The sequence below is a fragment of the Legionella massiliensis genome (assembly GCF_000756815.1).
GTDB classification, from domain to species: Bacteria; Pseudomonadota; Gammaproteobacteria; order Legionellales; family Legionellaceae; genus Tatlockia; species Tatlockia massiliensis.
Genome location: NZ_CCVW01000002.1, coordinates 96,767 through 111,709, shown reverse-complemented (window position 1 = coordinate 111,709; position 14,943 = coordinate 96,767). Strand labels below are relative to the sequence as shown.

Here is a 14,943-nt window from a genome sequence, read left to right as displayed (position 1 = left end):
AATCACGGTTGTAGTGCTATTGCATCATTTATCTTTGTGATTAATTGCTTACAAATAGTAAACTGCTCTTGATTACAACCATTCATTATATTTTTTTTGACAGTTTTTAAATCCTCAACAGTATAAATTTCATTGATATGGTCAAGGACAAAATGATTGAATTCCATGCTATTTTTTCCAGTAAAGTATGGATTTGCATATTTCCACGGTTTCGTTAGCAACGTGGTCAACACATCAGCAATACCTTCTGCGATTTCACCATCATTATATTCAGGATGCACTTTGAGCATCTGTGATACTTCAACCATGAGTTGCCATGATTGAGGGATATCCTTATTTTCCATAAGATTCGTTGCCGCTTTATCCAGTTTAGCTTCAATTTGGCGACCAACATCATCTTTAGCGTATGCAAGTTGACACAAAAGCATAAAGATAAGCGGTAATAGAGATAAGATTTTTTTCTTCATCATATTAATTTCTTTTAATTTAATGAATGCATTCCTGCCATTTGATTACTCCTTTATTGACTCATTCTACTTTGGAATAAAGCATTTTCAAAAATTTCATACCCAAAAAGATTTAATACTAGACACTGCATGTCTTTTATTGATTCATTACATTCGAACCATTTTTAATTTCAGGCTAATAAATTGTATTGTATAGATTGGCAAGAAAAGTAGATTCTTAATTTCCCTGATTGATTATGATAAGTAAGGAGGAACTCTTATAGGTTACCCGTATGTCCCTTTTGGCAATTGTATTATTTAGATTATATAAATTTTGCAATGTCTCAAACCTTTCAGAGCAGAAAATGAAAGATTTTTGTTTTAAAAAGAAGGTAATAGGTCAGTAAGTTAACCACCGCTCCGCGGTGGTTAACTTACTGACCTATTACAATTGGGGGGGTCGGCACGCAAATCAGCATTTTATGCTGTCTTGCCTTAATCCAATGAATTAACCGATCTTTTATCTAAGACAAAAAAAGATTTTTTCCTTAAAATACCCTGTTTTTAGATTAAACTATTTCGACTTCTTCAGCTTGTGGTCCCTTAGGTCCTTTACCTGCTTTAAAGAGTACGGTAGCACCTTCAGGAATAGTTTTAAAACCACTTCCTAGAATAGCACTGAAATGAACAAAATAGTCCTTGCCATTACTTTCAATAAAACCAAAGCCCTTAGCTTCATTAAACCATTTAACTGTACCGCGTATTTTTTCTGACATAGTAGTTATTCCTATTGATTGGAGCGCTACTATATCATAATTAATACAGAACCAAAACGGAGGAGCTCTCAGGGCTCATCCGTCGGATCCTGAAATCTCAAAGCATCACAGAATCCCGCCGTGTTAATGCTACATTATGAGACATATCTCGTTATTTTCAGGAGCAGGTTCAGAAAATGATGCGTCAGTGGGTGCTGGAGCTTTATCAGCAAGTGGTTTAGCTTTATTGTACCCTAAGCTATAAAGATGGGATAAGGTAGCTATTAGCTGTTTTCTTCTCTCTGTTGTTTGTTCATCTGTAGTCAATTTATCAGATAAATCTGCTTTTTGATTATTGCATACAAAACAGCTGTTTCCTTGTTTTGTAATTTCTATTCCAGGTGTTCCAATTCCTTTATTAAATGAAACAACATTCTCAGATTTTTTGAAAATTACGAAGTCATTGGCAAATTTAACGGGCTTGCCGAGCTCAAATTGGAAAAGCCAGTCAATAAAAAAAGGAGATGCATTAATCTCAACATGAGTTCCATTCCGACGATTGAAACTTATTTTATCCATTTGAAAAGAAAAGGGGCGCTCTGCCAGCATCTTTTCATACACTACTTGTGATTGATTGATAGTATCATTTAGTTTAGCTGCGGCCTCAAACTTACTAAGCTTTGGATCAAACTGATGAGCAACTTCAGCTAGAAAATAATCTTGTTTAAAAAATCGGAAGGTACCTTCGGGATTAGTGCGATAGGCTTGGGCAATAACTGGCGCAGCTTCTTTGATGTAATCCCTTGGATCGAAACTGTTTAATAACTCTATAATGGCCTCAGGTATCACAGCTGCCCCCACGTGGGGTAAGTCAATTGTTTTAACACCTTTACCATAGTATTTTTTCAACTCAGCCTCTTTCATAAACATTACAGGTTGCTTATATTCAGGATTTATATAGTTTCGCCCTTCATAATAGGCTTTTGGCCAATCTAAATTGGTTTCCAAAAAAAATTTCCCAATAATATTGTCTGTTCCATGGCGTGTATCAAATTTAACGCTTTTTGTGTTGTCATCAAATACTGCTAGATACTGCGTCAGTGAGCTGGGAGGGGTTCCAAATGTTGACTCATCCATGAATTTTTTAAAAAGCGAATAGAGCTCAGCATTTTTAAAAATTATACCTTTAGGGTGTAGATAAGTTATATCAGAATTGATCTGCCTCCCAGTTTCTACTGAGAACAATGGTGTTTCTAACATAATAGTATCGAACGTAGGCTCTTCAAACTTTGCTTGCATTTATAAAACCTCCAGTAATTTTCATGAAAGGGGGTATACCCAGTTTGCTATTTATAAAATTGACTGAAGTATAGTTTGGCTATATTGCATGGAGGTTATTTTAGTGAGACAGACTTAAGGATATATTGATTAAACTACGTAAAAAGTGCAGTTCAGGAGTTAAAGGCAGAGAACCAAGGTAGGGCAGGGCGTCAGGCCCTGCTCAGAGATGGTTTAGCGTTCAATCAATGTGTGGGAGAACGAAACCTTTTCGACAAAAATCTTAAGGGATTAATGCAGATGACTCATCCAAGTTGTAAATTGAAACCATGCCAAAACTTAGGCATTCGTCTAGGACACGTGTTGCGAGCGATGAGCCTTGCTCGCTGGCAAGGGTCAACAAATCGAAGGTTTTATCAGGATCAAGCGTTGGGTTAATTAACCGATAATTCTTTCGTCTCGCATAATAGGCGGCCAAATGAAGACTGGCATTTTTATCCCCGTTATCCGAGGCCAGCTTTAACCAGTCAAGGCCCGTTTCAATATCTTGATCGCAGTGAATATCAGTGTCTAGGAGTATTGCATCGTGCAATTCGCCATTTAAAAAATGAAATTCTACTCGCGCATATTGCTCGTCATAGTTAATTTCTTTGACATGGCGTGTTAACTGTTCGAGTTGCGGGGTTTCGTGGTGGTCAAAATGATAACTAATGCGTTTACCAAAAATAAGGGCTAATCCTAATCGTACAAACCCTCTATTACCTTTATCGGGCACGTCTTCCTGTTCATAGGTCGTTTTTGCTTTATCTTCCATGTTAGCCAGTACTTTATTCCTTATCCGACTAAAAAGGGCTTGATGAAGGGCTTTGGTATGGGAAAAAGGGATGCCAATATCAGCTTGTATCGTGGAATCTAACAGTAAAATCTGATACAAGCGGTTGTACACGCGATTTGTACTTTTTTCAGGATAATTCTCATAACTTCTGCTTGTTTTATGAATTCGCTGATCCCTTCTGTACATGATTTTAAGCAGTTGCATTAGATTCTCGCCTTCAATTTCATCATCAGCGGCTAATTGTTTGACAGACTCAGACTCTAAATAGGTCTCGAGCTTTAATATACCTAGGGTGCGAGTATCTAACAGCCGTTTCATCCAGCCTTTTTGATAGGGTTCTTGGGCAATAAGGGGTTCGCAATTGACCTCGCCGTTATAGCTCTCAATTAACTCCATAATTTGGGACTTTTTCATGTGTTTTCCTTTCAACATTACACGCGACGCATTCTATATCACACGAGAGATAAATAGAATTTTTAATAAGGATTATTTCTTAGAAATACTATTGAAAGTTGTGAAAGTTAACTTATGAATTAATCATTGAAATTTCTTTGGAATGCTTCGTTAAAACTAACTTTGCATTAAATAATTAATGCGTTTTATCAAAAAAAAAAATTAGAATTCTTCTGTATTAGGGAAAAAGCATTCAATCTCAGAAAATGGATTTGTCTTTAGATTTAGATTCTATGAGTTGGGTTTTCTCCTGGTACTTGGATAAATAAAGGAAAGGAGAAAAATAAAATGATCTTAGAATTAGCAGCAATTTCACTGACGACTAAGGCGCTTGTTGCAATCATTGGGGGCTCTGTAGCAGGGGGGCTTTTGGTTGGTGGCACAGTTAGCTACCTTATTGTGAAGAAAATTCAGACATGTCAAGCTGATGTCGAGCAGGAATATGAGATGCTTGATAAAGAAGCGTCATTTCGTGAAAAACAACGACAACGCTCTCTCGATAAAACCATTAAACGCGTATCTAAAACTTCAGAAGAAACCATGCGGGATATCGCAAATAATCAAAAACGAACGGCTACTGCTATAGAGGATATAGAACAAAGTATTGGTTCAGCTGAAAAACATCATGAATTGGGCCGGGTAGTTATTGATGAAACAAAGCAAGAAAATGAGCTTATCAAACAATTAATGGCGGAACTGAGATCGAAAACAGAACAGCTCCTCAAGATAACCGATGACTATGAGGCACTGAAAACGAGACTTGCTGAGGCGGTTAATAAGCTTGAGAATGCCTTAACAGAATTAGATCTTATCAAAAAAACAATTTCTCAAGTCAGCGGTGAAAGAGACTATGCGGGTCAAGTTATCGAGAAAATAAAGCGCATGAAATCATCTAACACTGAGCTTAAAACAAGCTTAGATATTCAAACTGAAAAATATGCTAAAGCTGAGCAACGAATTGTTGCGTTAACTGCTTGTTTGCAGAAAGCAAAAACGACCATTCTTGAGCAAGAAAAAATTATCTCTGGCTTACAAAATGAAGTGACCGAGCCTGTTATAGAATCAGGTCAATCATCTCAAACTAATCTAAGATTTTTCTAATTAATAACGTAGTAAAGGAATAATGTTATGACATATAAGAAAGAAGAGTTAACAATAGCCATCGAAGAACCAGCGACCAAGTCGTTACCGGCTCAGCTTTTAGAGACGACCAATCGTATTAAGGCGCATCGTGAGCAGGCCGATTTATATACTGCCGATATGGATTTGCAAAGAAAGCGATTTGATGTTGAGAAAAGCACCTTTGGCAAGGTTGCCGCACGCTTTTGGGGCTTACCATGGTGGGCAAAAGGATTAATTGCTTTGACAATCGGTGGGGTAGCAGCCCTTATTGGTCTGGCCTTTTCTATAGCGTGGGTTATTACTTTGCCTATTATTGCTTTATCGCTATATGGTGCTATTGCCTATATTTTTTATGATTATACCCAATCGGATGAAAAACGTTTTACCCAGCTGTCAGAGGGATTAGTGCAGCGCGAAGAGGAAATGAAACAATCGATTTTAGAGCTTCAGCAGGCAGAGGAGGAGCTCTTTACTTTAATTGGGCAGTTAAGGGAATTTGAACAAGCGAATGCCGAGGTTGTTGATACCTATAATGCCCAAGCCCAGATATTAGATGAAAAAGTTAAACGGTATGAGGCTGCTGTACTGCAGTTTGAGCAATTAAAGGCCGCATTTAGCGCCCATACGGAGACTATGCAAACTATTGAGACGGAATTTTCGGAAAGCTTTCGGCAAATTACTGACAGTTTGTCCCAACAAGCTGAGCGAATTAATTGCAATACGGAAGAACTAGAACAATCAACACTACGCTTTAAAATTGATATTGCAGAGTTAAAAGATGACGTGCAACCACTTAGAGTCGAGGAAGGGCGCTCAATAAGCAGTCGGTTTGAACAGCTAACCGATGGGTTTGTTGAAAGAACTGAAGTTGAACGACAACAAGAACAAGAAAACTTTGCAAAAGCGGATTTGTTTCTTGACGAAACCGATGCTTTTCTTTTGGAAATGGGCGCATTTTTAACCAAGCATCAGCCAGTTCTTCAACCTTGTTTGGTGGCTAAGGATTCTCAAGTACAAGCAAACAATTATAAGTTGAATTAAAGGTCTTGTACTTGTTTGCCAAATTTTAAATGGAAATAAATCGCATAAGTAAACAATGGGACACAGACTGTGAATATGCATAAAATTATTTTACAACTTCCTTTATTAATTAGGAATTTTGAGAACTAATCGCCAAAATGAAGTCTTAAGGAAAGGTCGTTTTTTGAGAGCAGGTATAGTTTTTATTTCTGCTTTGTGGCGGATTTTACATTCGGATTAATTGTACTCGGATTCAACGCTGACCTTTCTGCAAGGCTGCTGAAAGGTCAGCCTACATCAAATAATTCTCTCAAAGAACGGTTTTCATTATTTCCTTCACTTAAGCGTGGAGAAAAGGTGCCCGAAGGGCGGATAAGGGGCTTCTGATTCGAAGTCCTTCCTGATATTTGTCCCAAAGGGGCTGAGTTGCTCAGTGCGAACAAAAATTAGATTTTTATTAAACACTAAGTTTAAATAAATTTCAAATTCATATATACTATGCTGCTCTAAAATAACTCAAAGGATACTATATGCCTTCAACAGTGTTAGATCTTCCAAAAACACATACAGTTAACTACTCTTCCAAACCGCTTTGTGGCAATGATGATATTATAGAAATTAGCCCTCAAGAGTTTGCAATGCAGTTTAATTTTGAGTGGCATGATGATTTACTGATTGAAGATACTTTGGTGCAATCTTACCAAAAGCAGAAAGGGAAATTGCATACCTTAGCTTGTGGTTATGCAGTTTACTCAGAACGTTACCCGCAAGAATCTATTAATGAATCCTTTATTTTAAACAAGATATCTAATCTTCCAGCTCTAATTCAACAACAGAAAAAAGCAGCTGAAAAGTATTTGAAACAAGTTGAAACAGTTATACCTAATCTAGTTGTATGTGATATCAATGACCAAGTGGGGAAAGGTTTATTTTGGAGAGGCCCAGGAATTTTAAAGAAAGGGACCGCAATCGCTTGTTATTCTGGAATCATGGATGCCTCACTATCAGGGGTAGCGAATTTTTCGGGTTATGGGTACACAGTCCCAGCTCATCCTCTATTTAAAAATTACTCTTCAGGAGCAAGGGGGGTAATAAATGGATTTCAGGGGAATCATGCACGTTTTGTACAGCATTTTCCTGATGCAGAGAGCCTTTCTAAAGAATTTAAGTTCGATTCTAGCCTTCAATTGCAAGATATTGCCACTGCTAATGTTGATGCCTATAATTTCGTCTATGAGGGAATGCCTCTAGTCATACTCATTACTAAGGAAGATGTTTTACCTAACTCACAATTTGGTTTTGATTATGGTGCTAATTATTGGGCAAAGGCTTATCAGTGTAGTCAAATAGAACCTTTACTATTTACTAAGCATGCAGAAGTTCTCGATCCTACAAAATATGAACGATTAAATATAAATCTAGTTTTAAGCGGAGAGGCTATATCGTTACCATTTAACGAGGTTATGGAGCACATTTTAGCAAATGAACCCTATATTATTCAGGATGCCAATACAAAGAACATCGTTCAATTATCACTTAAAAAATTAATTCCCATGGTGATTGAAGAACTTCAAAAGCAAAATGGAGCACCAAATTCCATCTCATTTCATTTCTTAAATTGGTTAATTAAAAGCAATCAAGTCCAAAGTTCTACTGAAAATTATCAAAGTAAGTTTATTAATAATATCCATTCTATATTGTTAAAGCATTGGCTAAAGAACAGCTTTGAAGGCAGTGTTTCCGCCAAGGCTAAAGTACCTTACATTGACAGAATTTTGGGCCAAATTACAGAATCGATGACTGCAGATAAAGTATTTTTAGCAGTAAAAATGGCCCTTGATTATACAGAAAGCAAGGACTTTTATGCTAAGCAATTACAAGAGATGCGCAGAGAAATTATTGGTGCTATGAAAATTTATAATGCCGACAAAGTATCCAGTCAAATCACCAGCACTGAGGTGAAAAGCCTTTCCTTCTAAGAGTCGGGTTTTTAGGTATATCCGACAATAGGGTCAGACCAAAAATATTATATATAAAACAAAAGGATTACATATTTTTGGTCCGACCCGACATATTCGCTGAACTTTGGCTATAAACTTATGAAATTCCCATGAAATCCAAAGGGAATTCGGTGTGGAATTCTGATCACCGCAAGAGGTTCTGCGTCGATCTGTTGCGCGTCCAAAATGACTACATCGCTGCGATCTTCCTGAGTACGATATACGACGGCCAAGACATAACCATCACCTTCTTCCGGTGAACGGGGTACAAATACAGGCTCAGTTGGAACATCTTGTCCAAACTCATGTACGACAAGTATTTCCTTTTGTAAATCATAATGCACAATCCGATCAAAAAGACCCTCAGAATTTTTCTGACCGTTCATATATAGATGACGATAGCCATAGCCATTAAAGCGCTCATCAAAACGTGGAAATTCTCCTGTGGTTTCGTCTAAAAACTCCAATTGAATAGAGCGTTTTTCAAGATTAATACACCATCGGCCCAAACGTGCCGCTCCTTCCTTTGCAGAAGCTGTTTTACCGCGTCTGTCTGGCATTAGAGGCTCGATTTTAGAAACGAGTGCATCGATCATAATACAATTTCCTTGCTCCCAGGCATTGCCAAAATGGTAAACGTAGCAGGGATCAGTTTCGATACGCATGACTTCCTTACCCTGACGATCGGTCACAATAAAAAGGGTATTGAGCTGATCTCCTTCCCACATAAAAACACTTTCCCCTCGTCGTGCACGTTCAAAGCTCAGTGTGCAGGGAAAGATGGGGAAAATCACATAATGTTCAGTGTTAATAAAGTCATGAATCATTGACGTATAAGGCCAGTCAATCTTGTGATGTGCAATCAAACGCTGTTGATAGTCCAGACGGTAATACAGCAAATGCCCATCTGGATCCGTATAACTGTAGGTTAAAAACTCCTTACGCTGATGATCAAACCGTGGATGAGCGGTTAAAGCACGTGTGATTTGTCCACCAAACGTAAAATGCCCCAAAGTATCCAGGTTAGACAATTGCATTTCGGTAGGAACCTCTCCCTCATTTAAAGCAAGGATCTGGTTTTGATACATAATAATATTGGTATTCGCAGTAGTATGATCCAAGTCAGGCAATGACCTGCCTGCAGCTCGTTCTTGGAGAAATCGGTCTGTTCTCACCCAGCGATTATCATAACTTGCCTGTCCTTCTTTTATCCGGATGGCATGTATCATGCCATCCCCATCAAACCAGTGAGAGGAAGCCAGTGGTTCAAACTGCGGATTGGGACCATTGCGAAGTAATACCCCTTGCAAATCAGTAGGGATACGGCCAACTACTTCCAGCTTCTGTAAAGTTTCTTCTTTTCTCCACGGAGCAAATACTCCATGCAAAAATGGATTATCACCATTACTCATTTTTCCCCTTCCCATATTGCTGTTCCAGTTGATGAATCATCTCTTCGCACCAGGCAATTTCTGCTTTTGTGGCAAATTGACCATAGGCCAGAGCCATCAGTAGCCAGGTAGGATCTTGGCTGTTTTCTTTAATCCGTATTTCGATAGAATCATATACCGCCAGCTCCTGCGTTAACTGCGTTTGCAGTGCCTGGATTTTATCCCGGTTCTCCTGCCATGACAGTTCATGACCAAAAAATAGCTGCAGTAAAAACTCGTTACGCACCGTAAACGTCACCGGGGGTTGACGTAACCAATCCTGCAATGCCGCATGGCCTTCGTCAGTCAGTTCATATATTTTTTTACTGCGTTTGCCCGGCAAAGTTTCAGATTCAATACAAACCACCAATCCTTCCTCAGTCAGCTGTTTCAGAATCGGATAAAGTTGCCCATCACTTTCTGACCAAAAATAGTTGGTACTGTTTTGAATGTCCTTGCTTATCTCATACCCAGATTTGGGTGAGAAGGACAACATTCCCAATACGGCATACCGGGTTTTATTTATTCTTGATTTCACGGTAGACTCTCGATGCCTCTAAAAGAGGTATTTTGGCTCTAAAAAAGGTATATGTCAAGCAGGTGTATATAAAATACGAAAAGAAGGACGTGCAAAGTAAATTATGGTTATATTAGTATTAGAGATAGATAACGTACCTTATCTATCTCAAAGTGGCGAAATAGCTTACAATGCCAATTAATGATCCCTTGAATTCATTGAGCGGCAAAAATGACAGAAAATGTGAAAACTCAAAAGTTTGTGATAGATAAGATTAGCCATCCTTTGGCTGTTCATTTTGAAACCAATTCGCTTTCAGCATGGTTGTCCTATTATTACTCAGTGCATGTGAAAGGGGCGCCCGAAAAAACTGAACAAGCGAAAATGAAAGATTTGTCCAAATTTATAAGTTTCTTTCAAAATGAAGTAGGGCATGATCTGGTTGATAGTTGGACGCCGGCTGTAAGCAAACAATTTCAGCGACAACTTTGCCAAACAGTTTCGGAAAAAACAGGCAAACCTTATAAAGCAACTTCGGTGAATAGAACAATGGCAACAATTCGTCATGTTGGTCGATGGTTACATAAACAACGCCCATTGCTAGCTGGTGACCCACTTGCTCAAGTCAAAGATCTACAAACTGATGCGCCGGATTGGAATGGCCTAACCTCCAAACAATTGATGCGCTTAAAATCAGCTTGTGAACAACGATTAAAAAGTTGTACTCGCAAAAACCAAAACCCATTAATGGAGGCGGCAATTTTTTATACCTTGTTGAGTACAGGCCTTCGAGAGTCAGAATTAGTTACGCTGGATGTCTATCAGTATCATAGTAAGGGGCTTCATCAGGTTCTGCGCCATAAATCAAAGCGGGTATCTAATAAAATCCCATTGCCGCAAGAAGCGAGGGGAGTACTAGAGAGTTATCTTGAGGCAAGAAGCCCTGAGCCAGAAGAGCCATTATTTGTAAGTCGTTATGGAGTTCGCCTCAAGACCTTGGATGTGTATCGGATTTGCCAGCGAGTATTAAAGCAAGCTTTGGCTTTTTTGCCTGATCATGAAAAATTTGAGTTTACTCCTCATAAATTAAGACATACTTTTTTAAAGAGAGTGACTGATAAACATGGCGTGCATTTCGCGCAAGAAATCAGCGGTAATGTGTCGATTAAAGAAATTTTTCGTTATGCCAAACCTAGTCAGGAAGAAATGCAAGCTACAATTGAAGAGCTGTTTATTTCTTAAATGGCTCTTTATGCCACTACTACTTTTTTTTCCATTTATCTTCGAGCCATTTATTATATGATTCCATGGAGAGATATAGTTGCTGTGTGAGATCGGCTAAAATCCTTAAGTTTTGAATATAAGGACTATACGATTCAGCCAATTTTTTGAAGTTTCCTCCTTTTTCTATCCAAGATTGTTGAATCGAATAGCCTGCAAATAATTCTGTACCTGTCAAAATAATTACTGGTGCTCTTGATTGTTTACGTTCTTTATTATACGAACGGCCCCATTCTGAAAGTTTTCTTAGTTTAATAATTTCTTTACTTGAAAGGTCTTCTGGTTTTTTCATAGTAGCGAATACTAAAATTGATCCAGGAAATGTTTCAGCCAGTAGCTTCATTTTATCAATATCATCTTGTTCAAATATCTCTTTACCAAAACTTTTGGCCTCTCCAAAAATAATTTCAGTTTGGTAGTTAGGGCCTACATGAGTTTGACGTTGATACCAAAGTATAAAATCTGCTTCTACTTTTTCTCTTGAAGGTAGTGATAGCTCTTGGCCGGCTGACCACGTTAGATTAGAGCTCCTTAAACCTAGGTTTGCAAAGAATCGAATAGCAAGAGATGCTGAATAGCCGCCTCGTGAATAATCCGGTAATGCGAATGGTCCAATAACTCTATAAGACCATTTGTTTTTTGATGGGCAGGTAATTGGGAAAGGATATTTCTTTAAACAAAGGTCGCAAGTTAATTCATAGTCAAGTTGATTTACATAATACCAGCTCCAATTTCCACAATTATCACACTTTACCTCTAACCCAAGTTCTACTGCTTTTTTCTCGATCAGTCGTTTAAAAACATTTTCCTTCTGGGAAGTATTTTTAATGGCTTTATATACTGCATTTTGAAACTTCTGATATTGAGCACTGCGTGTAATCGGTTTTTGGGAAATTTTATTAAGTAATTTAACAATTTCTCTATGAGCTATCGAAGAAACTCCTGTGAAGCCACCAAGAGTTTGAATAATTTGTTGTGTTGCTCTTCCTGCATCAGAAACTGCAGCCTTAATGTTATTCTGATTAAACCAAGTATTGACTGCAGTAGTACAATCCACTAAATCCCAGGATTCAGTAACGTTCTGAAATTCTGGGAAAAAAACAACTCCTTCAGTGGTAGAGAGGTAACTATCAGTAGAGAAGCCTAACTTTAAAAAGAAAGAATTTTTGTAATTACAGGGAAACACTGTGGCAATTTGATTTTGATTAGTATCGTCTCGGAGCTTGACAACATTAGCGATCCCGTATGAACCATTGAGGTGGATTGAGAAATCAGGATATATTGAGTCAAAACGAATTTTAGAATTATTATTCTCTATAGCAGATATTAAGCTGATAGTTTTGGAATTTAGTATAGGGCGTGTTTTCCTGACAGTATAATTTGGTTGATCACGCCAAATTGGAGGATACCAGGTTTGAATTGTATTTGAGCCAGATTCTACAAGTAAATATTGTTTATGAATTTGTTCTATATCCCCCTCCGGGATAGAGCGAGAAAACATACAGGTAGGATGAATCATGACACCATTATGGTTTCCGGGAAGAGGGCGGTGATGCTTGAGAATATACTCTTTGCAAAAAGAAGATAATTCCTCGATATACTGAAGAGGTATAGCAAGCATATCCTTATGAATAGCCCGCAAATTCCAAAAATCTATCAAATCCCTTGATTTGCTTATATCTAAGATAAATAATGTAGGCGGTTGATTTTCATTGTAATTTATTTCAAGTTCTTGGTTTCCTATCATTAAGGGAGAAATGTAGTTTGATCTATAAACTTCATTGAGGGTGGAGCCATTCAAAACTAGAATTGAGGGCTCAAAAACATATTGATAATTTTCTTCAAAATAATCTAGTAAATCTTGCCGCGGAAAGTTGCCAAATATACAAGCAGTAAAGCTTGAAAGCTCTTTTTTATCGGCTTTTATTTGAATAAAATTTTGCTTATATCTTTTTTGAAACTGAAACTCTTTATTATATAAATGGCGATAAAGGTCATTTAAAGTTAAGCCAAATCTGCGAAGCTTCTGTTCATCATATTTGAGAATTTCGTGCAGCTGTAAGACTCTGTCTGAATCAAAGCCCAGCTTCTCAGAAAGACCTGGTTCCGCTTCAACTAAAAAGTCAGGTTCAAAGAAATCAAGATACCCATTGATTATTTGTTTAGCATTATCAAATTTAAAGTTTATTCTTTCCCACCAACTCGGAACGCGTGAAAAGTAGGGGATAATTGGATTAAATTGACCTCCCCATAAGCACGTATTTATTTCAAATATTTTGGTTAAATTTTTAGAGTCATCCGGCTTTACTAGAAAACCAAATCTTATAGGGCGAAGCCTTATTTGTATGTTAATGCTCATTTATGAAGTATTTTTCCAGCATAGGTTATTTCCTGTTTTCTCATTTGGAATGAGATTATAGTTTGATATCAGAAGATTTTAGCTTGCATATCCCTAACTTACAAACTGCTCCCTGATGCATAACCTCTAATTTCAGAATATTACTTTTGGGATTTGGAGTCCTTGGTAATCCCCCCGAAAAATAAGTGATGTTAAAAGTAGAATTTTCTCATACGCTATATAGGAGGAGATTCTTCATGAAAAGATCAAAATTTACAGATAGCCAAATCCTGTCCATTCTAAAACAAGCCGAAGGCGGCGGCCCTGTTTCAGAACTCTGCCGAGAGCATGTTATAAGCGCAGCAACCTTTTACAAATGGCGAGCTAAATTTGGAGGAATGGATGCATCAATGATGTCGCGGTTAAAAGAGCTGGAAGCTGAAAATAGCAGGCTTAAAAAGATGTATGCGGAGGAACGATTGAAAGCGGAGATACTCAAAGAGGCCATTGAAAAAAAGTGGTAACACCGTCACGTCGACGAGAATTGGCGAGAAAGGCGGTGGCTAATACGGATATTTCAAGTTGTTAGAACAATGGGCTGATAAGAATCAAATACAATTGGTCTTTATTCAACCAGGTAAACCACAGCAAAATGCTTATATTGAGCGGTATAACCGTACTGTTCGGTATGATTGGTTAAGCCAATATTTATTTGAATCTATTGCTGAGGTACAACACCATGCGACACAATGGTTATGGATATACAACAATGAACGTCCAAATACTGCTATTGGAGGCATTCCTCCTAGGCAAAAATTGGCACTAGTTGCCTAATCCTCTACTTTTAACTTCAGTTAAAAATGGGGGGCTTACCGGCAACAGTGTATAGAGTTTTGAAAAATGCCAAGGATCAATTGAGCAAGTAGGAGTAAGCATGAACAACACTAATAAACAGTTATACTCAACTGAAACTCTTTGGGAAGAGATAGCCGGATTCTCACGTGCGATACGTATTGATAATAATATTTATGTTGCAGGTACGACAGCCAGCGAATCAAACAGTATTATTATTGGTAAAGATGATCCCGCAAAACAAATGCACTTCATCCTTAATAAAATCGAAAAGGCTATCACGCATCTAGGCGGTACGTTAAAAGATGTTGTTCGTACACGAATTTATGTTAGCGATATTGGTGATTGGGAAATAGTTGCCAAGATTCATGGTGATAAGTTTCGTCAAATTCGGCCGGTTAATACTTTAATTCAGGCCACTTTAGTAGGTGATTGTTTAGTAGAGGTAGAAGCAGAGGCTATCATACAAAAGGACAATATTCCGCAGGAAAGTCAATAAAAAAATAATTTATCAGCATCGTTTTATTTTTGACCAGGCACTTTGGAGGGACTTTTTAAATCCCCCCTTCTTGGTGTATTTTCCCAATTGAGAATATAAAAAACAAAAAAATGAAAT

Annotated in this window: 12 protein-coding genes and 1 pseudogene; 6 read left to right on the top strand and 7 right to left on the bottom strand. The window is 37.8% G+C overall.

The genetic code is table 11. The features are described from left to right. Positions 1 to 2: 2 nt before the first annotated feature. The 4 genes from BN1094_RS07785 to BN1094_RS07770 form a co-directional block, all read right to left on the bottom strand. Positions 3 to 470: a hypothetical protein gene (locus BN1094_RS07785; protein ID WP_043873886.1), complete on the bottom strand. Its 468-nt coding sequence runs from the start codon at positions 468 to 470 to the stop codon at positions 3 to 5. A gap of 545 nt (positions 471 to 1,015) precedes the next feature. Continuing rightward, complete coding sequence (locus BN1094_RS07780) at positions 1,016 to 1,222, bottom strand: cold-shock protein (protein WP_043873885.1); 207 nt, start codon at positions 1,220 to 1,222, stop codon at positions 1,016 to 1,018. A gap of 129 nt (positions 1,223 to 1,351) precedes the next feature. After that, positions 1,352 to 2,500 carry a hypothetical protein gene (locus tag BN1094_RS07775; RefSeq protein ID WP_043873884.1) on the bottom strand — a complete coding sequence of 383 codons (1,149 nt, stop codon included), beginning with the start codon at positions 2,498 to 2,500 and terminating at the stop codon, positions 1,352 to 1,354. 262 nt (positions 2,501 to 2,762) lie between these two features. After that, complete coding sequence (locus BN1094_RS07770; RefSeq protein WP_043873883.1) at positions 2,763 to 3,728, bottom strand: SEL1-like repeat protein; 966 nt, start codon at positions 3,726 to 3,728, stop codon at positions 2,763 to 2,765. A 327-nt stretch (positions 3,729 to 4,055) separates the two neighbouring features. Between BN1094_RS07770 and BN1094_RS07765 the strand changes: the two genes are divergently transcribed. The 3 genes from BN1094_RS07765 (at position 4,056) to BN1094_RS07755 (ending at position 7,888) form a co-directional block, all read left to right on the top strand. Beyond that, positions 4,056 to 4,868, top strand: a complete 813-nt coding sequence (locus BN1094_RS07765; protein WP_043873882.1) for a hypothetical protein — start codon at positions 4,056 to 4,058, stop codon at positions 4,866 to 4,868. Positions 4,869 to 4,895: 27 nt separating this feature from the next. Continuing rightward, the gene (locus BN1094_RS07760; RefSeq protein WP_043873881.1) at positions 4,896 to 5,930 is read left to right on the top strand and encodes a hypothetical protein; all 1,035 of its coding nucleotides are present in this window, start codon (positions 4,896 to 4,898) and stop codon (positions 5,928 to 5,930) included. A 509-nt stretch (positions 5,931 to 6,439) separates the two neighbouring features. Further along, on the top strand, positions 6,440 to 7,888 hold the full coding sequence (locus BN1094_RS07755) for an SET domain-containing protein (RefSeq protein ID WP_043873880.1): 1,449 nt from the start codon (positions 6,440 to 6,442) through the stop codon (positions 7,886 to 7,888). Between the two features lie 110 nt (positions 7,889 to 7,998). On the opposite strand, the gene BN1094_RS07750 is transcribed toward BN1094_RS07755, so the two are convergent. Continuing rightward, on the bottom strand, positions 7,999 to 9,321 hold the full coding sequence (locus tag BN1094_RS07750; RefSeq protein ID WP_043873879.1) for a carotenoid oxygenase family protein: 1,323 nt from the start codon (positions 9,319 to 9,321) through the stop codon (positions 7,999 to 8,001). Beyond that, positions 9,314 to 9,877: a PadR family transcriptional regulator gene (locus BN1094_RS07745; protein WP_141650444.1), complete on the bottom strand. Its 564-nt coding sequence runs from the start codon at positions 9,875 to 9,877 to the stop codon at positions 9,314 to 9,316. The genes BN1094_RS07750 and BN1094_RS07745 overlap by 8 nt, the downstream gene beginning before the upstream one ends. A gap of 210 nt (positions 9,878 to 10,087) precedes the next feature. Between BN1094_RS07745 and BN1094_RS07740 the strand changes: the two genes are divergently transcribed. Then, positions 10,088 to 11,098, top strand: coding sequence for a tyrosine-type recombinase/integrase (locus BN1094_RS07740; protein WP_043873877.1), 1,011 nt, complete (start codon positions 10,088 to 10,090; stop codon positions 11,096 to 11,098). A 19-nt stretch (positions 11,099 to 11,117) separates the two neighbouring features. On the opposite strand, the gene BN1094_RS07735 is transcribed toward BN1094_RS07740, so the two are convergent. Beyond that, a complete protein-coding gene (locus tag BN1094_RS07735) occupies positions 11,118 to 13,496 on the bottom strand; it encodes a hypothetical protein (RefSeq protein WP_043873876.1) in 2,379 nt (792 codons plus the stop codon). Between the two features lie 236 nt (positions 13,497 to 13,732). On the opposite strand from BN1094_RS07735, the pseudogene BN1094_RS19280 reads away from it, so the two are divergent. Both BN1094_RS19280 and BN1094_RS07720 read left to right on the top strand, forming a co-directional pair. Beyond that, positions 13,733 to 14,309, top strand: a pseudogene (locus tag BN1094_RS19280) (transposase). A 100-nt stretch (positions 14,310 to 14,409) separates the two neighbouring features. After that, complete coding sequence (locus tag BN1094_RS07720) at positions 14,410 to 14,826, top strand: RidA family protein (protein WP_043873873.1); 417 nt, start codon at positions 14,410 to 14,412, stop codon at positions 14,824 to 14,826. Positions 14,827 to 14,943 lie beyond the last annotated feature (117 nt).

Bases quoted from the DNA above. Each gene is read 5' to 3' on its own strand.
- BN1094_RS07785 (WP_043873886.1), bottom strand. From the start codon at position 470: ATGATGAAGAAAAAAATCTTATCTCTATTACCGCTTATCTTTATGCTT.
- BN1094_RS07780 (WP_043873885.1), bottom strand. From the start codon at position 1,222: ATGTCAGAAAAAATACGCGGTACAGTTAAATGGTTTAATGAAGCTAAG.
- BN1094_RS07775 (WP_043873884.1), bottom strand. From the start codon at position 2,500: ATGCAAGCAAAGTTTGAAGAGCCTACGTTCGATACTATTATGTTAGAA.
- BN1094_RS07770 (WP_043873883.1), bottom strand. From the start codon at position 3,728: ATGAAAAAGTCCCAAATTATGGAGTTAATTGAGAGCTATAACGGCGAG.
- BN1094_RS07765 (WP_043873882.1), top strand. From the start codon at position 4,056: ATGATCTTAGAATTAGCAGCAATTTCACTGACGACTAAGGCGCTTGTT.
- BN1094_RS07760 (WP_043873881.1), top strand. From the start codon at position 4,896: ATGACATATAAGAAAGAAGAGTTAACAATAGCCATCGAAGAACCAGCG.
- BN1094_RS07755 (WP_043873880.1), top strand. From the start codon at position 6,440: ATGCCTTCAACAGTGTTAGATCTTCCAAAAACACATACAGTTAACTAC.
- BN1094_RS07750 (WP_043873879.1), bottom strand. From the start codon at position 9,321: ATGAGTAATGGTGATAATCCATTTTTGCATGGAGTATTTGCTCCGTGG.
- BN1094_RS07740 (WP_043873877.1), top strand. From the start codon at position 10,088: ATGACAGAAAATGTGAAAACTCAAAAGTTTGTGATAGATAAGATTAGC.
- BN1094_RS07735 (WP_043873876.1), bottom strand. From the start codon at position 13,496: ATGAGCATTAACATACAAATAAGGCTTCGCCCTATAAGATTTGGTTTT.
- BN1094_RS07720 (WP_043873873.1), top strand. From the start codon at position 14,410: ATGAACAACACTAATAAACAGTTATACTCAACTGAAACTCTTTGGGAA.